The sequence below is a fragment of the Amycolatopsis halotolerans genome, assembly GCF_042647905.1.
In the GTDB taxonomy this organism is placed as follows: domain Bacteria; phylum Actinomycetota; class Actinomycetes; order Mycobacteriales; family Pseudonocardiaceae; genus Amycolatopsis; species Amycolatopsis halotolerans.
Genome location: NZ_JBHRWI010000001.1, coordinates 125,159 through 143,098, shown reverse-complemented (window position 1 = coordinate 143,098; position 17,940 = coordinate 125,159). Strand labels below are relative to the sequence as shown.

At 70.8% G+C, this 17,940-nt stretch carries 17 protein-coding genes; 6 read left to right on the top strand and 11 right to left on the bottom strand.

What is annotated here, in order from left to right:
* Positions 1 to 2: 2 nt before the first annotated feature.
* The 4 genes from ACFORO_RS00670 to ACFORO_RS00655 are packed head-to-tail and all read right to left on the bottom strand — an operon-like array spanning position 3 to position 2,312.
* Positions 3 to 1,016, bottom strand: coding sequence for an alpha/beta hydrolase (locus tag ACFORO_RS00670; RefSeq protein WP_377872828.1), 1,014 nt, complete (start codon positions 1,014 to 1,016; stop codon positions 3 to 5).
* Positions 1,017 to 1,020: 4 nt separating this feature from the next.
* On the bottom strand, positions 1,021 to 1,371 hold the full coding sequence (locus ACFORO_RS00665) for a hypothetical protein (protein WP_354735803.1): 351 nt from the start codon (positions 1,369 to 1,371) through the stop codon (positions 1,021 to 1,023).
* A 14-nt stretch (positions 1,372 to 1,385) separates the two neighbouring features.
* Complete coding sequence (locus ACFORO_RS00660; protein WP_377872829.1) at positions 1,386 to 1,886, bottom strand: TetR/AcrR family transcriptional regulator; 501 nt, start codon at positions 1,884 to 1,886, stop codon at positions 1,386 to 1,388.
* A gap of 60 nt (positions 1,887 to 1,946) precedes the next feature.
* Positions 1,947 to 2,312, bottom strand: coding sequence for an ArsR/SmtB family transcription factor (locus ACFORO_RS00655; protein ID WP_377872830.1), 366 nt, complete (start codon positions 2,310 to 2,312; stop codon positions 1,947 to 1,949).
* An 87-nt stretch (positions 2,313 to 2,399) separates the two neighbouring features.
* Here ACFORO_RS00655 and ACFORO_RS00650 point away from each other — a divergent pair, with 87 nt between their 5' ends.
* Positions 2,400 to 3,578: an MFS transporter gene (locus tag ACFORO_RS00650; protein WP_377872831.1), complete on the top strand. Its 1,179-nt coding sequence runs from the start codon at positions 2,400 to 2,402 to the stop codon at positions 3,576 to 3,578.
* A gap of 3 nt (positions 3,579 to 3,581) precedes the next feature.
* Here ACFORO_RS00650 and ACFORO_RS00645 read toward each other — a convergent pair whose 3' ends face one another.
* On the bottom strand, positions 3,582 to 4,115 hold the full coding sequence (locus tag ACFORO_RS00645) for a YciI family protein (RefSeq protein WP_377872832.1): 534 nt from the start codon (positions 4,113 to 4,115) through the stop codon (positions 3,582 to 3,584).
* A gap of 103 nt (positions 4,116 to 4,218) precedes the next feature.
* Between ACFORO_RS00645 and ACFORO_RS00640 the strand changes: the two genes are divergently transcribed.
* Entirely contained in the window at positions 4,219 to 4,998 is a 780-nt protein-coding gene (locus ACFORO_RS00640) for a dioxygenase family protein (protein ID WP_377872833.1), read from the top strand.
* A gap of 84 nt (positions 4,999 to 5,082) precedes the next feature.
* Here the strand turns inward: ACFORO_RS00640 and ACFORO_RS00635 are convergent, their stop codons facing one another.
* On the bottom strand, positions 5,083 to 8,208 hold the full coding sequence (locus ACFORO_RS00635; protein WP_377872834.1) for a PE-PGRS family protein: 3,126 nt from the start codon (positions 8,206 to 8,208) through the stop codon (positions 5,083 to 5,085).
* 191 nt (positions 8,209 to 8,399) lie between these two features.
* Positions 8,400 to 9,437 carry a hypothetical protein gene (locus ACFORO_RS00630; protein ID WP_377872835.1) on the bottom strand — a complete coding sequence of 346 codons (1,038 nt, stop codon included), beginning with the start codon at positions 9,435 to 9,437 and terminating at the stop codon, positions 8,400 to 8,402.
* Positions 9,438 to 9,736: 299 nt separating this feature from the next.
* Here ACFORO_RS00630 and ACFORO_RS00625 point away from each other — a divergent pair, with 299 nt between their 5' ends.
* From ACFORO_RS00625 to ACFORO_RS00615, 3 genes are read left to right on the top strand one after another with little or no spacing between them, the layout of a single operon-like run.
* Complete coding sequence (locus tag ACFORO_RS00625) at positions 9,737 to 10,972, top strand: AI-2E family transporter (RefSeq protein WP_377872836.1); 1,236 nt, start codon at positions 9,737 to 9,739, stop codon at positions 10,970 to 10,972.
* Positions 10,969 to 12,105, top strand: coding sequence for a MacS family sensor histidine kinase (macS, locus tag ACFORO_RS00620; protein WP_377872837.1), 1,137 nt, complete (start codon positions 10,969 to 10,971; stop codon positions 12,103 to 12,105). Before ACFORO_RS00625 ends, macS begins: the two co-directional genes overlap by 4 nt.
* Positions 12,102 to 12,758 carry a response regulator transcription factor gene (locus tag ACFORO_RS00615; protein WP_354735822.1) on the top strand — a complete coding sequence of 219 codons (657 nt, stop codon included), beginning with the start codon at positions 12,102 to 12,104 and terminating at the stop codon, positions 12,756 to 12,758. The genes macS and ACFORO_RS00615 overlap by 4 nt, the downstream gene beginning before the upstream one ends.
* Before the next feature lies 1 nt (position 12,759).
* On the opposite strand, the gene ACFORO_RS00610 is transcribed toward ACFORO_RS00615, so the two are convergent.
* Positions 12,760 to 13,662: a hypothetical protein gene (locus ACFORO_RS00610; RefSeq protein WP_377872838.1), complete on the bottom strand. Its 903-nt coding sequence runs from the start codon at positions 13,660 to 13,662 to the stop codon at positions 12,760 to 12,762.
* 222 nt (positions 13,663 to 13,884) lie between these two features.
* Between ACFORO_RS00610 and ACFORO_RS00605 the strand changes: the two genes are divergently transcribed.
* Positions 13,885 to 14,547 carry a DUF1707 SHOCT-like domain-containing protein gene (locus ACFORO_RS00605; RefSeq protein WP_354735825.1) on the top strand — a complete coding sequence of 221 codons (663 nt, stop codon included), beginning with the start codon at positions 13,885 to 13,887 and terminating at the stop codon, positions 14,545 to 14,547.
* 58 nt (positions 14,548 to 14,605) lie between these two features.
* On the opposite strand, the gene ptsP is transcribed toward ACFORO_RS00605, so the two are convergent.
* From ptsP to ACFORO_RS00590, 3 genes are read right to left on the bottom strand one after another with little or no spacing between them, the layout of a single operon-like run.
* A complete protein-coding gene (ptsP, locus tag ACFORO_RS00600; RefSeq protein WP_377896477.1) occupies positions 14,606 to 16,279 on the bottom strand; it encodes a phosphoenolpyruvate--protein phosphotransferase in 1,674 nt (557 codons plus the stop codon).
* Positions 16,272 to 17,003: a hypothetical protein gene (locus tag ACFORO_RS00595; RefSeq protein WP_354735828.1), complete on the bottom strand. Its 732-nt coding sequence runs from the start codon at positions 17,001 to 17,003 to the stop codon at positions 16,272 to 16,274. The genes ptsP and ACFORO_RS00595 overlap by 8 nt, the downstream gene beginning before the upstream one ends.
* A 28-nt stretch (positions 17,004 to 17,031) precedes the next feature.
* Positions 17,032 to 17,904, bottom strand: a complete 873-nt coding sequence (locus tag ACFORO_RS00590) for a ribokinase (protein WP_377872839.1) — start codon at positions 17,902 to 17,904, stop codon at positions 17,032 to 17,034.
* Positions 17,905 to 17,940: the final 36 nt, after the last annotated feature.

Here is a 17,940-nt window from a genome sequence, read left to right as displayed (position 1 = left end):
CCTCAGCATCGGGCGAATCGGTGCAGGACGTCGAGCACGGCTGGGGCGAGGGTGCTCGGGTGGTCGGCGTCGTGCAGCAGGTGATCCACTCCGGGCAGCGGCATCCGGCCTGGTCCGCTGACGTGCGCGCGGCGTAGGGCGGCGGTCAGGGCGTCCGTTGTGGTGCAAGGGACTTGGGCGTCGTTCGTGCCGCAAGTCAGCAGTACCCGGGTCCCCGGTCGCAGGGATGCTGCGGTGTCCGGCGGATAGACGGCATCGTCGCTATCCACGAAGCGGCTGTTCTGTCCTTGGAAGGCCTTGAAGAGTTGCGCGACGGCGGGCGGCAGGCCGGTGGTGTCGACCGGTCGATGTTCGCGCACGGCGGTGACGGCGGCGTCGATCGCCGCGTCGATCGAGTGCTGTTGTTCCGGGGTGAGCTGGCCCTGGCGGACAGCCTCGGCGATCTGGGCGTGTAGTTGCAGCGCGACCAGGTCCAGCAGGCGGATCGCCTGCGGTTGCAGCAGTGCCAGACCGGTCGGGCGCGGGCGGGCGGTGCCGCCGAGCAGCAGCGCGGTCATCGCGCCTTCGCTGTGCCCGACGACGGTCAGCGCGTGCGGGTTGGTCTCCGGCTGGTCGCGCAATGACTCGTAGGCAGCCTTTGCCTGACGGACGAACGCCGGATAGTCCAGTTTTTCCGGGTGGTCGCGATAAGCGCCGAGCCCGGTGCGACCGGTGCCGTACTTGTCGAACCGCAGCGTGGCGACCCGGTCGTGGTCGAGTGCGTCGGCGACCTGCGCCAAGGTGTTCGGGGACGTGTGCGCTTGGTTGCCGTCGCGGTCGGTCGGTCCGCTGCCGGGCAACAGCAATGCGGCGCGCAGCCGTTGCCCGGTGTGGTGTGCGGGAACGTGCAGGGTGCCGTACGTCGTCGTCCCGTCGACAGTGAAGACGATCTCGCGGTCGGCGGCGGGCACGAGGCTGACCGGGGCGGCTGTCACGCCGGCCAACGACAGCACGACGGCGGTGAGGTGGGTGAACATCGGCTCACCGCAAGGCGTTCTCGACCAGCGCGACGGTCGCGCGGGGGTCGTCGACCTGGACGACCAGGCGGGCGTAGCGCTCGTCGGCCAGTTCGAGCACGACGGCCTTCGACGGGTCCTTGACGTCCCAGAAGACCTTTTCGCCGTCGAGGTGGAACGTGCCCGCCGTGATCACGCCGGGCACGTGGGCGCCCGGCGCGCGGATTCCCTTGGGGTCGGCGGCGATACCGGGGTCCGCGGTCGCGCCGCGGACGTGGTCCAGCGGGATGGTCAGGCTGCTCTTGAAGGCCCAGAGCTTGTCGAGACCTTCGATCACGACAACGAGGTCGTCGCCGTCGATGGAGACCAGTGCCATTTCTGTTTTCCTTGTCAGTTAAGGGGATCGAGGTGTTGAGTCAGCGCGACGGCGGCACCGTCGGGGTTGCCGCGCAGGCGGAGGCCCAATGCGGCAGCCGTTAGGGCGGCGGCCAGTTCGGTGGAGATGTCGAGCGCGTCGGCGATTGCCTGGTCGAGCGAGGCCAGAGCCGCAGTCACTTCAGCGGCCACCTCCTCGTCGGCCGGTGCTCGTTCGACCACCGCGAGCAGGAGCAGGCCGAGGTCGGCCGAACTGACCAATCGCAGCACGGTCGCGGAATCTGTTGCCGCGGCGAGCTTTTCGGCCAGTGGGCGGAGGTCGTCGGCGAGGTGGCGGCGCAGGGCGACCAGATAGAGGCCGCGTTTGCTGCCGAACGTCTTGTAGAGGCTGTTGCGGTGCACGCCGAGGTGGGTGACGAGGTCGTCGACAGAAACCCCGTCGTACGCGCGGCCGCCGAACAACCCCACGGCGGCGCGCACCACCTCGTCCTCGTCGAACGCCCTTCGCCTGCCCATGCCTCGACTATAGGATTTTGGGGAATGATCAGTCAAGAACGATCGTTCCCCAAAAGTGAGTCACGAAGCGGGCTGCCACTCCGCGACCAGGTCCAGCAGTCCGGGGAAGCGTGCGTTGAGGTCCTCCATGCGCACCCGGCTGCGGCGTTCCAGCCCGTATTGCCGCTGGCGCAGGACGCCCGCCTCGCGCAACGCCTTGAAGTGATGAGTCAGCGACGACTTCGGGCGGTCGAAGCCGAACCAGCCGCACGGATGGTCGTAGGCCTCGCGTTCCAGCAGGAGTTTTCGCACGATCGTCAGCCGCAGCGGGTCGCTCAGTGCGCCTAGGACGATTTCCAGCCGCAGGTCTTCTCGCGCCGGTTCGGGGAGGGCCGGCGGGAGTTCGACGGGCGGGGCATCCGGGTCGGTCACCGAGGACGAGCGCATGTCTTCATTCAACCACTCCAGTACGAGATTAGTCGAACTACTGCTAGGTTCGAAGAGTAGTTCGACTAATCTCGTACTGGAGGACCCATGGCCGTCGTCGCACCCTCGCGGGTCGGCAGTCCTTGGCTTGCCGCTTGGCCGGTCACCGCAGTGTTCGTGCTTTCGAACGCGCCGACCCCGCTGTACGTGCTGTGGCAGCACCGGCTCGGGTTCTCCTCCGGCACGCTCACGGTGATCTTCGCGGCCTACATCGCCGGGTTGCTGGCAGCGCTGCTCGTGGCGGGGCGCGCGTCGGATCGGCTCGGGCGTAAACCCGTTGTGCTGCCTGGGGTTTTGCTCGCGCTCGTCGCTTGCGGGTTGTTCGCGGTCGCGACGTCGGTGCTCGCGTTGGCGGTCGCGCGGTTGCTGGCGGGGATCGCGGTCGGCATCACGGTGTCGGCGGGGATGGCGGCGGTGGTTGACGTCGGCGGACGCGAACGTGCGAGGACCTCGACGCTCGCGGCGTCTACCGCGATGGTGTTCGGGGCCGGGCTCGGGCCGTTGCTGGCCGGGGCGCTGTCGGAGACACTGCCGGGGCCGACGGTGACGATCTTTGTGGTTGCGGCCGTGCTTCTGCTCAGTGCGGCCGTCGTGGTGATCCGGTTGCCGCTGCGGCGTCCGGTCGATTCCGGTGCGGGCGGTTGGGTCCGGGTTCCCGCAGTGCCGCGGGAGCAGCGCAAGTACGTCGTGCTGGGGATCGCGGTTTTCGCACCGGGGATCACGTCGACGTCGTTCGTGCTTTCCCTCGGACCGGCGTTGCTGGCCAGCGTGCTCGGCACCAGCAATCGCCTGCTCGCCGGGGCGACCGCGTTCGTCATGTTCGGCGCGGCGACTGCGGTTCAGTTCGCGGCGAAGCGGCTCGAGGTCCGTGCCATCCTGCTCGCCGGTGCGGCGGCGGGCGTCGCCTGCATGGCCGCGTTGCTGGTCGCCGTGCACGCGCAGTGGATCGCGGCCATCGTCGTGACCGCTGTGCTCGCGGGTGCCGCGCAGGGACTCGGCCAACTCGGCGGGCTCACCCTGATCAGCACCCACGTGCCTGAGCGGAGGCGCGCCGAGGCCAATGCTTTGGTCAATTTCGGCGGCTACCTTCCGGCGGCGCTGCTGCCGGTCGGCACCGGATATCTCAGTGACGCCCTCGGAATCGCCACTGGGACAACGGTTTTCGCTGCGGTTCTCGCACTTTCCGCACTGACTGCTGGCGGAATCGTGTGGCGGTCGGCCCGCTAACAGTCAGGAACGGCCGCCTGGTTGCCAGTAGTGCACCTCGATCGCGGCATAGTTCTCCGCGGTAAGGATTCCGCGGGCCGCGTCGGCATCGGCGGCTTGCACCAGCGCTGCGGTGCCGAGCCAGGCGGTGCCGTCGTCGGACCACAGCGGGCCGTAGGAGATCAAGGACTCCGTGGCGGACGGCTCGAGGTCGACGGCGGGGCCGGAACCCAAGCCCAGCACCAAATACAGGTTGGCCGCCTCCGGATCACCGGGGAATTCCCACATGGTGCGGCCGAGAACGTCGTCCCAGCGGCGGATCAGGACGTCCCGGTAGGCGCCGGCCTGGTAATTCGGTTCCGCGAAAGCGAATTCGCGGACGGCGGCGACGTCCGGGAGGTCGACGATGTGCACGCTGCCGGTCGGAGTTTCGCCGTCCAGGGTCGGGCCGCGGGCGATCAGCTCGAAACCGTCCATATAGGACCAATGCGCTTCGATCAGCTCGGCGCGCAACGCGGCGGAGCCGGGGCGGTCGCGGTGATAGCAGAAGAACTTCACCAGAGGAGTCTCCCGCATCCAGCAGGCCGCCGAGGACGAATTAGCCAAGTCCTCGAACCAGGCGTACGGTAGTAGTTGAACTTTCAAACACTCGGAGGCAGTCATGGCGAACCGCACGCCGGTCCTGTACCTGAGCCACGGTGCGCCGCCGCTCGCCGACGACGCGACGTGGACTCGGCAGCTCGCCGAATGGTCCGCTGACCTGGCCAAACCTCGCGCGATCCTGGTTGTTTCGGCGCACTGGGAGGAAGCTCCGCTGACGCTCGGGGCGACCACGACGGTCCCGCTCGTCTACGACTTCTGGGGCTTCCCCGAGCACTACTACCAGGTCAAATACGCCGCGCCGGGTGCTCCGGAGCTGGCCGCGCAGGTGCGCAAGCTGCTGCATTCGACCGAAACCCCGGTGCACGACGCCCCGGACCGCGGCCTCGACCACGGCGCGTACGTCCCGCTGGTGGAGATGTTCCCCGACGCCGACGTCCCGGTGCTGCAGATTTCCATGCCCTCGCTCGACCCGCGGGCGCTCTACGACCTCGGCCGCAAGCTCGCTCCGCTGCGCGACGAGGGCGTGCTGATCATCGGCAGCGGATTCTTCACCCACAACCTCCGCGCGATGCAGGAAGTCAACGGCGTCAACGGAAACCCGCCGGGATGGTCCGCGGAATTCGACCACTGGGGCGACGAGGTGCTGCGCGCCCGCGACCTCGACGCATTGCTCGATTTCCAGCACAAGGCCCCCGCCGCCGCGATGGCGCACCCGCGCATCGAGCACTTCGCGCCGCTGTTCGTGTCGCTCGGCGCCAGCTCGGCCGAGGGCGAAGGCCGCACAGTGATCGACGGTTTCTGGCACGGCCTGGCGAAGCGGTCGCTCGAATTCTCCTGACCCAGCACACAAAAAACGGGCCCGGAAGCACTTGGCTTCCGGGCCCGCCCGGGGTTATCCCCGGTTCGCTTCAGGCGAAGCGGTTCACTTCTTGAAGATGCCGGTCACCTTCGCGGCCAGCTTCTGGAACGCACCCAGCGGGCCGGTCGCGTCACCGATCGCCGGCACGGCCGGAGCGGTCGGCATGGCGGTCGGCAGCGTCGTCGGGGCGCCCGGAACGGCGGGCACCGCGGCGAAGGAGGGCAGCTGGCCCAGCGTCGGCAGCGAGGTCTTCACCGGCAGCTGAGCGGGAACGGCCGGCACCGCCGGAACGTCCGCGCGCTCGGCACCCGCACCCGGCAGAGCCGGAACGCCGGGCAGAGCCGGAGCCGACGGCAGGTGGATGCCGTTCTGCAGCCCGGAAACCGAAGGCAGCGCCGAAGCACCCTTCAGCTGGTTGAGCTGGTTCAGCGCGGACAGTCCGCTGACCTGCGGCACGTCAGCACGCTGGGTGCCCGGCAGGGCCGGGGCGGGCAGCGTGGTGGCGGTGGGCAGGCTGCCCAGGCCCGGCAGCGCCGGGGCCGACGGCAGCGACGGAGCGGAACCGCCCGGCAGACCCGGCACGGCGGGCATCGCGGGGAGCTCGCCGGCGCCCATCTCGCCGCCGACCGGCACGTCGATGGCGGGCGGCTCTTCGACGTCGGTCGAGTTGGGGGCCTCGGCGGTGGCCACGCCGAGCACCTCCAGCGGCACGCCGAAGACCTGCACCAGCGCACCCAGCGGGTGGTAGAAGTCGAAGCCGGAGAGGGCTTCGCCGGTGCCGTCGGTGCTGGTGGCGTCGTTGCCGTCGGTCACGTCGGTGACGTTGTCGCCGACCCCGTGCGCCACGCCGCCCGCGGCGACCCCGTCGCCGAAGACCTGCGCCACAGCCGGGACCGGGAGGTCCAGGATGTCGCCCGAGATCGAGCCCTCGGTGCCCGAGGTGGTGTCCTTGCCGGCGTCGGTGGAGACGGTGTTGTTCATGGCGTCGCCCGAGGACACGCCCGCCGCGGAGACCGCGTCGCCGAAGACCTGCGCGACCGGTTCGGCGTCCGCGCCGACGATGTCGCCCGCGACCGCGCCGCCGTCACCGTCGGTGAGGGCGTCGCCGCCCGCCGTCGAGGTGACGTCGTTGGTGGCGGTGCCGTGGCCGATCGCACCCCCGGCGACGCCGTCGCCGAAGATCGAGCCGGCACCGGCGATCGGAGCCTTGACGATGTTGCCGGCGAGCGCGCCGTCCTTGCCGTCGGCGCTGGCGTTGCCGCCCGCCTTCGAGTCGGTCAGGTTGTCCGACATGCCGGTGCCGATGCCGGCGACCGAGCCGCCGACGCCGTGGCCCTGGACCGGCAGCGAAACCGGGGCCTCGACGAGGTTGCCCGCGCCCGCGCCCTTCGCGCCGGTCGCGTGCACGTCGTTGCCCGCGGTGGAGGTGGTGTCGTTGCTGGACTTGCCGTGGCCCTGGCCGACGAACGAGCCGCCGATGCCGAACAGCTGCACCGGGGTGGACAGCGGCGCGGTGGCGAGGTTCGAGCTGAGGAAGCCGTTGTCGTCAGCGGTGTTGCCGCCGCCGCCCGCCTTCACGACCTTGGTCTCGGAGCCGTCGGCCGAGCCCTGCCCGATAAACGAGCCGCCCACGCCGAAGACCTCGGCCGGCGCGGCCACCGGGACCTGCACGATGTTGCCCGAGCCGGACGAGTCGTTGCCCTGGCTGCCGTCGTAGTTGCCCGCGGTGACCGTCTTGGTCTCGGTCGAGGTGCCCGAGGCGTTGCCGATGTGGCTGCCGCCGATGCCGTGCACCTCGGGGGCGCCCGCCACCTGGGTGTTGACGATGTTGCCGGTCAGCGTCGAGCCGTTGCCGCGGGTGTAGCTGCCGTCGCCGGACGTCGCGGTGGTGGTGTTGTCGCAGTTGGCGACCGCGCGGCCGATGTAGGTGCCGCCGACGCCGCACGCCTCGACCGGGAGCGCCACTGCCGGGTCGACCACGTTGGCCGAACCGGCGGCGTCGTTGCCGCTCGTCTTCACGAAGCCGCCGGAGGTGGCGGTGGTCTCGTGGGTGGAGGACGAGGCCTGGCGGTCGAGCGCCTGGCCGGTGGTGGCGTTGCCGATCCACGAACCGGCGACCGACGCGACGTTCGCGACCGGGCTGGCCTGCGCGGCGGCGGCGTTGCCGGACAGGAACGACTGGTCCCCGTCGGTCTCGAGGTAGGTCGGGGTGCCGTTCAGGCTGCCCGGACGGGTGTCGCCCGCCTTGGCGTCGGCCGAGGAGTTGGAGGTCGAGTCCGCGTCCGAGCCCCACACGCCGCCGGCGTTGCCGTTGAACTTGACCGGCAGCGCGATCGGCGCGCCGACCACGTTGCCGCTGCCCGCGGCGCCCTTGCCGTTGGACTTCATCGAACCGCCGGAGGCGGCGGTGGTGTCGGCGTTGTACCCGCCGCTGTAGGCGTTGCCGAGGATCCAGGACGCGGCGTTGCCGGTCACCTGGACCGGGGTCGCGAACTGGCCGCCGACGACGTTGCCGGACAGGCCGGAGCCCTTGCCGGTGGTGTCGACGTTGCCGGTCTCGGTGGTGCTCTGGTGCGCCGAACCGCCGTGCACCGCGCCGCTGCCGCCGGCCAGGCCGACGCCGTTGCCCGCGATCTGCACCGGGAGCGCGTAGTCGAGCGCCACGACGTTGCCCGCGATGCCCGAGTACTTGCCGTCGGTCGCGACGTCCTGGTTGTGGCTGTAGGTCTGGTCGTGGTCGCCGCCCTGCACGTGCGCGTCGCCGATGACGCCGACCGCGTTGTCCACGATCTGGATCGGGACGACCACGTCGCCGTTGACCTTGTTGCCCTTGAACGCGTCGTGGGTCGGCTCGAACTGCTGCCGCGGCGCGTTGGCCTTCGGGAGGCTGTCGGTCAGGCTGCCCGCAGAGCCGGCGGGCGTCTTCGCCGAAGCGAGCGCCTCCTTCGCGGCCGAGGTCACGGGCTTGGTGCTGATCTCGCTCTGGTGGGACGGGAGGTCAACCTGTCCGAGCGGGGTGCCGATCGCGTTGTTCGCTTCAGCGATCGGGACGGTGACGTTGAGATCAAGCGGGGAGGCCGGGGTGTCCGGGTTCACGTTCTCGTCGGCCGAGGCGATGCCGGTGCCCAGCATCAGCAACCCACCCGTGACCAACGCGGTCTGGAGTCCGCGCTTTGCCCAGGTCTGCATGGGATTTTTCTCCTTCATATCGGGGTCCCTTGCGGGTTCGTGGCGGTGCGCCCTGTCTCTCAAGGAATGCACCGGGAATGCGTGCGCGGAAATTGCGCAGCGCGCGAAAAACCCGCGGGATATCTGTCGATGATGGCAACGGCACACAAAGGTGTCCGAGGGTGCGTCAAAGACCCCGCGGGTGAAGTGGATCAGTCAGGAGTGACGCCGGGCTGCGTGCCCGGGGTGCGCGGCGTGTGCGCGAGGCCGGTGCGGGTCGAACCCGCCACGGCGTTGTCGACGGCGGCGGTGACCCAGGAGGGGACGCCGAAGTTCAGGCCGTCGAGGTGTCCGCCGGGCGCGGTGCTGCCACCGGCCGGGGAGTTCGGGATGGAAAGCGGCGCGGCGGGAAGCTGCGCCGGGGAGAACGGCGCGCCGGGCAGGCCCCGGTCGCCGCCGTGGTGCCGCGACGGCAGTTCGACGCCCTGCACCGGGTCGGTGGACTGCGCGTCCATCGACGGGAAGACCGACTGCAGTGCGTCGGACGTGGTCATCGCGGCGGCGCCGAGGTTCTGGTCCGCCTCGGCGGGCTGCTCGGGAATACCGGGCGCGGGCACCTGCTGCTCGGACCCGGGGGCCGGAGCGGAAGGCAGTTTCGGCAGGTCGACCAGGTTCGAGGGAGCGCTCGGGTCGAGCAGGTCCCACAGCTTCCGGCCGAAATCCTGCGCCGCGGGCGGCGGGGTGGTCGCGTCGGCGATCACCTGGCGCGCGTCCTGCGGCTTGCGCGCGATGTGCTCGAGCGAGCCGAGCGTGCGCTCCACCGGCTTGACGACCGCGTGCTGGCCGAGGTCGCTGACCGCGGTGCTGACCTTTCCGGCGGCCTCCTGGCCGCTGGCGAGATCATCGCGGTGCGGACTGGCGAGCTGGCTGAGCGAGCAGGTGGGCCGCGACGTGCCTGGTTCAGACCACGTGGTGGCGCCCTGGCCGCACGACGAAAGCCCTTGCGCCGCACCGGTGACGTCGCCCGCGAAACGGGCCGCGCCGTCGGTGACGTCGCCGATCCCGGCGGCCGTCGCGTCGGTGACCGGCGTGACGTTCGCGTCGACCGTGTCGGCTGAAGCGGCGGAAGAGGAGACTGCCCACGCTGCCGCGGTGGCCGCGAGCGCGCCGCCGACGACGAACAACGCACGCGACGCGAGACGGCCGAAGCGCGTCGCGCCCCGCCTCTCGTGCACAGCGTCGTTCGTCACAGGTGATTTCTCCTCGAGAGTAAAAATTGATTTCGGTTTTCGGGCGGAACGGCACAGTTCCGCGGTGGTGCAAAACCGAGACAACCAAATTTCGGACCCGCCGCGCATCCTTGACACGGCTTGATGCCACCATCGTGTGAACAACACAGAGTGTGGCCGGGTCTCACGATGGGTCATCCCCGGAGAAGACGGCGGGTTACTCCCGAGTCGGTTCGCGCGGCACCGGCGAAGCGGTGATTCGCGCCGCCGGCTGGGCGATCCGCCCGGTTTTCGTCGACAGGGCCGATACGGTTGACCCCGTGAGCCAGCCAGGGCGCGGACAACGCGAACAACCGTCCCTTTCCGAACCAGTCACCGACGTCACCGGTTTCATCCCGCGCGGCCTGCGCGTGTCCGCCGCGCTGTCGTGGCGGTTCATCGTGGTGATCGCCGCGCTGTACGCGGTGGTGTGGCTGCTGGGCTATCTCGCGTCGGTCGTGGTGCCGGTGTCGATCGCGCTGCTGCTTTCGGCGCTGCTGGCCCCCGCGGTGTCGCGGCTCGTGCGGATCCGCTTCCCGCGCGGCCTCGCCACGGCGATCGTGCTCGTGGCCGGGCTCGCCGTGCTCGGCGGGCTGCTGACGTTCGTGATCACCCAGTTCTCCAGCGGCCTCCCCGAACTGCAGCAGCAGCTGACCACGAGCCTCAACCAGATCAAGGACTGGCTCATCAACGGTCCGCTGCACCTGCGCCAGGAGCAGATCCAGGACTTCATCAACCAGGCGATCGGCTTCCTGCAGAACAACCAGGCGTCGATCACCACCACCGCGCTGACCACCGCGGGCACCGTCGGCGAGATCCTCACCGGCTTCGTGCTGACGCTCTTCGTCACGATCTTCTTCCTCGCCGGCGGCGACGGCATCTGGTCGTTTCTGGTGCGCGGCGTGCCGACGCGGGTGCGCTCGCGGGTGGACGTGGCGGGACGGCGCGGGTTCGCGTCGCTGGTCAGCTACATCCGCGCGACGGCCGCGGTGGCCGTGGTCGACGCGGTCGGCATCGGCATCGGGCTGTGGATCGTCGGCGTGCCGCTGGTGATCCCGCTGGCGACGCTGGTGTTCCTCGGCGCGTTCATCCCGATCATCGGCGCGCTGATCACCGGCGGCGTCGCGGTGCTGATCGCGCTCGTGTCGAAGGGCGTCATCGGCGCGGTGGTCGTGCTGGCCATCGTGATCGGCGTGATGCAGCTGGAAAGCCATGTGCTGCAGCCGTTGCTGCTCGGCCGCGCGGTGCGGCTGCACCCGCTCGCGGTGGTGCTCGCGATTGCCACCGGCCTGGTCGCCGCGGGCATCGCGGGCGCGCTGCTGGCGGTGCCGCTACTGGCGGTGCTCAACGCCGGGGTCCGGTCGCTGCTGCACGAACACGATCCCGATCCGGCGACCGTCGACGCGCTGCACAGCAAGGCCGCGTACCCGAACGACGCGCCGGACAAGGCCGAAGGCAAAAAGTCCGGCAAGGACAAGAAAGACGAGGACGCCGGCTCCGGCGAAGACGAGAAGTGACCGTTCGTTCCATCCGGGATCCGGCGGCACCGCTGTGGCGCGGTGTCGTGGTGCTGCGCGTCGTCACGTGGTTGTTCGCGCTGGCAGTGGCGATCGCACACCACCCGGGCTTCCAGCGGCCGTGGCTGGCGTGGCTCGTCATCGGAGTGATGGCCGTGTGGTCTGTCGTGTCGAGTCTGGCGTACACGCGCGAGAACGGGCGGCACCGCTGGCTGGTGATCTTCGACCTCGTACTCACCACAGCGCTCCTGCTCACGTCGCCGTGGATCCTGTCGGACGCGCAGTTCGCCAACGCGACTACGCCGTTGATCACCACGGTCTGGGCAGCGGTAGCGCCGATCGCGGTGGCAACGCGCTTCGGCGCGCGCTGCGGCGTATCGGCGGGCCTCGTCGTGGCGGTAAGTACTGGTGTCGCACGCTGGCACGTCGACATCGACGTCATCCGTGACGGTGTGCTGTTGTGCGCGAGCGGTCTCCTTGTCGGTATGGCGGCGACGCTCGCGCGTAGCTCCGCCGAGACACTCGCGCGTGCCCTTCGCACCGAAGCAGCGACGGCCGAGCGTGAACGGCTTGCGCGCTCGATTCACGACGGTGTGCTTCAGGTTCTCGCGCGCGTACGGCGTCGCGGTCTCGAAGTAGGCGGCGAAGCAGCGGAGCTGGCGCGGCTCGCGGGGGAGCAGGAGATCGCGTTGCGCGCGTTGGTGACCAGCGAACCGACGCGGTCCGGCGACACCGCGGACCTCCGCTCGGCGTTGCAGTTGCTGGCGACCACATCGGTGCAGGTCTCGACGCCGGCCGGAACGGTGGACCTGCCCGCGCACGTCACCGAGGAACTCGTCGCCATCACCCGGGAAGCGCTGGCCAACGTGGAGAAACACGCTGGTCCGGACGCACACGCCTGGGTGCTGCTGGAAGACCTCGGCGGCGAGGTCGTGGTGAGCGTCCGCGACGACGGGCCGGGCATCGAGGGCGGCAGGCTGGAACGAGCGGCGGCCGAGGGCCGGCTCGGGGTAGTGAAGTCGATTCGCGGCCGGGTGGCCGACCTCGGCGGGACCGCGGAGCTGGACAGCGCTCCCGGCCGGGGCACGGAATGGGAAGTGCGGGTGCCAGCCACGATGAGGGACGGGCGATGACGGAACGGACGATCTCGGTGATGGTGGTCGACGACCACCCGATGTGGCGCGACGGCGTGGCCCGCGACCTCAGCGAAAACGGGTTCGAGGTGGCCGCGACCGCCCCGGACGCCCCGGCGGCGATCCGGATCGCACGCGCGGTGCGTCCCGACGTCGTGCTGATGGACCTGAACCTCGGCGGCACGTCCGGCGTCGAAGCGACCCGCGAGATCACCGCGGCGGCGCCGGACACGCGCGTACTGGTGCTCTCGGCCAGCGGCGAGCACAGCGACGTGCTGGAAGCGGTGAAGGCGGGCGCGTCGGGCTACCTGGTGAAATCGGCGTCCGCGACGGAGCTGGTAGACGCGGTGCGCCGCACGGCCGACGGCGATCCGGTGTTCACCGCCGGGCTGGCAGGTCTGGTGCTCGGCGAGTACCGGCGGATGGCCGACGTTCCGGACGGTGCGCCGGAACCGCCGCGGCTCACCGATCGGGAGACCGACGTGCTCCGGCTGGTCGCGAAGGGGCTGACCGCGCGGCAGATCGCGGAACGGCTGGTCCTGTCGCACCGGACGGTGGAGAACCACGTGCAGTCGACGTTGCGGAAGCTCCAGCTGCACAACCGGGTCGAGCTGGCGCGATACGCGATCGAACACGGGCTGGACGAGGACTGAGTCAAGAGGTCGCGACCCCGGCTTCCTGCTGCGCCGCAGCGAGCTTCGCCTTCCCCAGCCGCCAGGCCGGTTCGCCGGGATGCCACGCCGCGACCACCCCGTCGTCGAGGACCAGGTCTCCTGCTTCCGTCCACTCCAGGCCGGAATGCTTCAGGTTTTCCGTCGAGTACGGCATCGACGGAGCCTGCTGCCAGGTGCCGTCGGTCAGGTTCAGCAGCCACAGATCGCGGGTCTGCGTGCCGGTTCCGGCGAACGACGGGGTGCCGAAATCCACCGCGGCGACGGTGCCGTCCCGGCTGGGCAGCACGTACGGATTGGCCTGCGGCACCGGCAGGGTCACCGGTTTCCGCGCTCCGCTGCGCAGGTCGAGCACGGTCAGGTCAGTGAGGCCGCCCAGGACGAGCCGGTCGCCTGCCGCGGCGAGGATGCGCGGCGACTGCTGCACGGTGCGCCCGGTGGCCGGGTCGATCAGGACGTCGACGGTCTCCGCGGTGCCGCCGCCGACGGTGATCAGCAACCCGTGCGACGTCTCCACCCGGACGAGCGTGTGACACGACGCCACGGACCCTCTTCCGAACGAGGTACCGGTGAGCGCGACGTGTTCCAACCGGCAGAGGTCCGGGCCGTCCTGGCGGATCAGCCATACGCTGGCGCCGTCCGCGCCCGGGGCCGCGCTCACCGCTTTACCAAGGGACCGCGGGGTCGAAAGTCCCAGGTAGACGTACACCTCGGCCGGGTCGCAGGCGGCCTGCGCGCAGATCGGCCCGGTCAGCACGACGGGGGTGTGGCCGACGCGCAGCACCGACACCACCCGCTGCCCGCCGGGAACGCCGGGCAGCGTTCCGCGCACGCCCGAATCGGCGTCGAACACCGTCGGCGGCGACGTGGCCAGCAATAACTCCACGCCGATGCCGCCGGTGGCGACGCCGCCGTCGAGGCCGGTCGGCGGGGGTGCGGTCGGGGTCGGACGCGCCGACGAGGTGAGCGGAGCCGGTACCGGGGCGCCGCTCGTGCAGGCGGTCAGCAGGCAGCAGGCCGCGGCCAGGGCGGCCGTCGCGCGGAGTACGGGTCCGTTCAGGGTTTTTCCCCGATCTGCCAGCGGAAATCGAGTTCTACCATCGAAGCCATGGCCGAGGAAGAGACGATCGCCGCGCAGCCCGCGACCGAGACCAAGCCGTTGACCGAGCGCGACATCCGGGTGTCCGACGACGAGCGCGAACACGTGGTCGGAGTGCTGCAGAAGGCGATCGGGCAGGGGATGCTCACCCTCGACGAGTTCACCGAACGCACCGACCAGGCGCTCGCGGCCCGCACCAGGGGCGACCTCAACGCCGTTCTCGCCGACCTGCCCGGGCTGGTCCACCCCGGCGCGGCGCCGCAGTACGCGCCGCTGCCCGAACCGCCCGGCTACGGCCCGAACTACGGACTCGGCAGGCGGCTCGAGCTCAACGCCAAGTACTCGTCACTGCAGCGCAGCGGCCCGTGGCAGGTCCCGGCCGCGATGGTGGTGCGCAACAAGTACGGCAGCACCAAACTCGATTTCACCGAGGCCCGCGTCGCCACCCCGGTGGTGCAGATCGAACTCGACTCGAAGTGGGGTTCGGTCGAGCTGATCATCCCGCAGCACGCGGCGGTGGACTACAACTCGATCACCGAGATCAAGTTCGGTTCGCTCGACGACAAGACCGGCAGCAACGGCCGCGCGGGCACCCCGCGCTACGTGCTGACCGGCCGCATCCACGGAGGCTCGCTGGTCATCCGCCACCCTCGGCGGGGCATCTTCGGCTGACCAGCGTCCGGCGCCGGATCCGGTACCCCATCTCTCTCCCGGGTCCGGCGTCCCCCTGCTAGGAAAGGGCGTCCGCGACCGCCTTGCGCGCGGAGGCCGGATCGGCGGTCGCGAGCGCCGCCGCCGCGATCTCGCGGGCCTTCTCGCGAGACACCGTCGCCAGGCTCGCGCCGACCGCGCGGACCGCCGGGGCGTTCATCGACAGACTGGTCAGGCCGAGCCCGGCCAGCACCAGCGCGAGCCGCGGGTCGGCCGCCGCCTCGCCGCACACGCCCGCCGGTTTGCCGGTCGCTTCCGCCGCGTCGCCGATCAGCTTCAGCAGGCGCAGCAACCCGGGCTGCCACGGGTCGTTCAGCTTCGCCACCGCGCCGAGCTGACGGTCCGCGGCGAAGGTGTACTGGGCCAGGTCGTTGGTGCCGACGGACACGAAATCGACCACGCCGAGAATCTCCTGCGCCAAAACCGCGGCGGCGGGAATCTCGATCATCACGCCCGCCCGCGCGATCCCGGCGGCGCGCACGCGCTCGGCGAACCACGCGGCTTCCTCGACGGTGCCGACCATCGGGGCCATCACCGAAACCTCCGCGCCGGAATCCTCCGCCGCGCCCGCGATGGCCTCCAGCTGCCGGTCGAGCACCTCAGGCCGGTCGAACGCGATCCGCAGGCCGCGTACGCCGAGCGCCGGGTTCGGCTCGTCGTCCGGCGACAGGAACGCGAGCGGCTTGTCCGCGCCCGCGTCCAGCGTGCGCACGATGACCGGCTTGCCGCGGAACGGCGAAAGCACTGCGGCATAAGCTTTTCGCTGCTCTTCGACGGACGGCTCGGCCGGCGCGTCGAGGTAGCAGAACTCGGTGCGGAACAGCCCGACGCCCTCGGCGCCCGCGTCCGCGGCGGCCTGCGCGTCGGCCGGGGAGCCGACGTTGCCGTACACCTTCACCCGGTGCCCGTCGGACAGCTCGCCGACGCCATTCCACTCAGCCGGGCCCGAAGCGGCGGCGGTGACGATCGGCGCGGACGGGTCGACTGCCTCGAGCACGCCGGTGTCGCCGTCGACCGACAGCGCCTTCGCGTCGGAGGCCAGCAGGCCGCGCACCGCGACGACCGCCGGAATTCCCAGCGCCCGCGCGAGAATCGCGGTGTGGCTCGTCGGGCCGCCCTCCTCGGTGACCAGCGCGAGCACCTTCGCCGGGTCGAGCCCCGCGGTGTCGGCGGGCGCGAGGTCGCGGGCGACGAGCACGCTCGGCGACGACAGCTCGGGCACCCCCGGCGGGGCGACGCCGAGCAGTTCGGCGACGAGCCGGTCGCGCACGTCGCGGACGTCGCGGACCCGCTCGGCCATGTACCCGCCGGCGGCCGCCAATGCGTCGGCGAACCCTTCGGCGGCCTGGTAGACGGCGCGGGCCGCGGGTAGGTTCCGCGCCGTCACCAGCTGTTGAGCCTGAGCGGCGAGCGCCGGGTCGGCGGCCATCGCGGCGGTGGTGATGAGGATCGTCGCGGCCTCGCCGGTCGCGGCCTCGGCCTGCGCTTCCAGCCGCGCGGCGACCGCCTGCGCGGCGGGTTCGATCCGGGCCGCCTCCGCCGCCGGGTCGTCCGGCGCGGGCGTGCTGGCGGGTTCCCCGAGCGGCTCGGCGACCCGCACGACGGGTCCGCTCGCGCGTCCGGGGCTCACCGCGACCCCGGTCAGCGAGGAAGCGACAGCGGACTCGGCCGGAGCGGCGGCACTCTCAGACATGGTCTAGACCATAGCTCACGTAGACGGCGATCTCCCGGGGCGCCGCACCCGTTTCCCGATTTCGCACCCGTTCGACCACCGGACGCACCTCCTCGTGCCACCAGGCGCCTGCCAGTTCCGCGCGGTCGCGGAGCACCCGGCCCCGCAAAGTCTGCCGGAAACCCCACGCCTCCGCCGAGTCCGCGAGCCGGAACCAGTCAGCCGGGTCGTCGAGCCACAGGTCGGTCCGGTCGGCGTCGGCGAGCGGGACCCGCTCCAGGAACATCCGTTCGGCCCGCTTCGACGGCAGATCCGCCAGCGTCAGGCAGCGCATCGCGAACGCGACCGTGCAGACCGACCGCACCTCGGCGAGGACAGTCTCCGCGCCGCGCACCCTGGCCAGCGCGATCCGGTGGTGCCCGTCCTCCACGAAGTACATGTCGCCCAGCCGCACGAGCCGCACCGGCGGAAGCTCCCCGACGGCGTCGGCGATCGCCCGCCAGCGCTCCCGCAGTGCGCGGTTGCGGGGCCGGAACAACCGGTCGAAATCCTCGGCACGCGCGAGAGACCCCACTACGCCGTCAACCGGGACCTTGCGGAGCCCCTCATAGGTTTCCGCCGTCCGCCCCAGCGCGGCGAGCGTCTCGTCGAGCGGCATCAACGCGAGCGGATCACGCGCTGCCGCGATCCTCCGCAACCGGGTCGCGTACCCCTGCCACCACGCCGAACCGAACGAATCGCCCACGTGAGCCACAACACGGCCCGGGCGCGGCTCATTCCAGCTCGGCGGCCGTCGGATACGACGGCTGAGCACCATGCCTCGTCACGGTCACCGCGGCGACTTTCACCGCTCGCTCGGCGGCTTCGACCAGGTCAGCGCCGTCGGCAAGGGCCGAGGCCAGCGCACCGGCGAACGCGTCGCCCGCGCCCGTCGTGTCGACCGCTGCCACCTTGGGCGACTCGACCGTTGTCGACTTGTCGCCCTCGATCACCGCCGCGCCTTTGGCCCCGAGCGTGACCACGGCTGCCCGCGGGCCGAGTTCGAGCAATTTGCGCGGGTCAGCGTCCGCCGAGCCGAGCAGGTAGGCCGCCTCGTGCTCGTTGACCAGCAGGACGTCCAGCGCGGCCAGCGTTTCCGGCGAAACCTCGGCCGCCGGGGAGAGGTTCAGCAGCACCCGCACGCCCTTTTCGCGTGCCCGCACCACCGCGCGTTCGATCGTCGGCAGCGGCACTTCCAGCGAGGCGACCAGCACACCGGCGCCCTCCAGCGCCTCGTCGGCGATGTCCCCGGGTTCCAGCGCGGAGTTCGCGCCAGGGGAGACGAGGATTGAGTTTTCCCCGTCCGGAGTCACGGTGATGTAGGCGATTCCGGTAGGCCGATCGACAGTCCGAACGAATTGCGTATCGACACCTGCATTCGACAACGAATCCCGCAGCATTCGACCGTACGGATCGTCGCCGACCGCGCCGAGCAACGCGACGTCCGCGCCGAGTTTTCCCGCCGCGACCGCGGTATTCGCGCCCTTGCCGCCCGGCGACAACGCGGTGTCGCCGCCCAGCACCGTCTCGCCGCCGCCGGGGCGACGGTCGACCGGCACCACCAAATCGGCATTCGCGGACCCGACTACCAGTACCGCAGCACTCATACCGCTACTCTGCCACGACCCGTCCTTTCCGCCATC

Bases quoted from the DNA above. Each gene is read 5' to 3' on its own strand.
- ACFORO_RS00650 (WP_377872831.1), top strand. From the start codon at position 2,400: ATGGCCGTCGTCGCACCCTCGCGGGTCGGCAGTCCTTGGCTTGCCGCT.
- ACFORO_RS00640 (WP_377872833.1), top strand. From the start codon at position 4,219: ATGGCGAACCGCACGCCGGTCCTGTACCTGAGCCACGGTGCGCCGCCG.
- ACFORO_RS00635 (WP_377872834.1), bottom strand. From the start codon at position 8,208: ATGCAGACCTGGGCAAAGCGCGGACTCCAGACCGCGTTGGTCACGGGT.
- ACFORO_RS00655 (WP_377872830.1), bottom strand. From the start codon at position 2,312: ATGCGCTCGTCCTCGGTGACCGACCCGGATGCCCCGCCCGTCGAACTC.
- ACFORO_RS00605 (WP_354735825.1), top strand. From the start codon at position 13,885: ATGGCCGAGGAAGAGACGATCGCCGCGCAGCCCGCGACCGAGACCAAG.
- ACFORO_RS00670 (WP_377872828.1), bottom strand. From the start codon at position 1,016: ATGTTCACCCACCTCACCGCCGTCGTGCTGTCGTTGGCCGGCGTGACA.
- ptsP (WP_377896477.1), bottom strand. From the start codon at position 16,279: ATGTCTGAGAGTGCCGCCGCTCCGGCCGAGTCCGCTGTCGCTTCCTCG.
- ACFORO_RS00590 (WP_377872839.1), bottom strand. From the start codon at position 17,904: ATGAGTGCTGCGGTACTGGTAGTCGGGTCCGCGAATGCCGATTTGGTG.
- ACFORO_RS00665 (WP_354735803.1), bottom strand. From the start codon at position 1,371: ATGGCACTGGTCTCCATCGACGGCGACGACCTCGTTGTCGTGATCGAA.
- ACFORO_RS00660 (WP_377872829.1), bottom strand. From the start codon at position 1,886: ATGGGCAGGCGAAGGGCGTTCGACGAGGACGAGGTGGTGCGCGCCGCC.
- ACFORO_RS00615 (WP_354735822.1), top strand. From the start codon at position 12,102: ATGACGGAACGGACGATCTCGGTGATGGTGGTCGACGACCACCCGATG.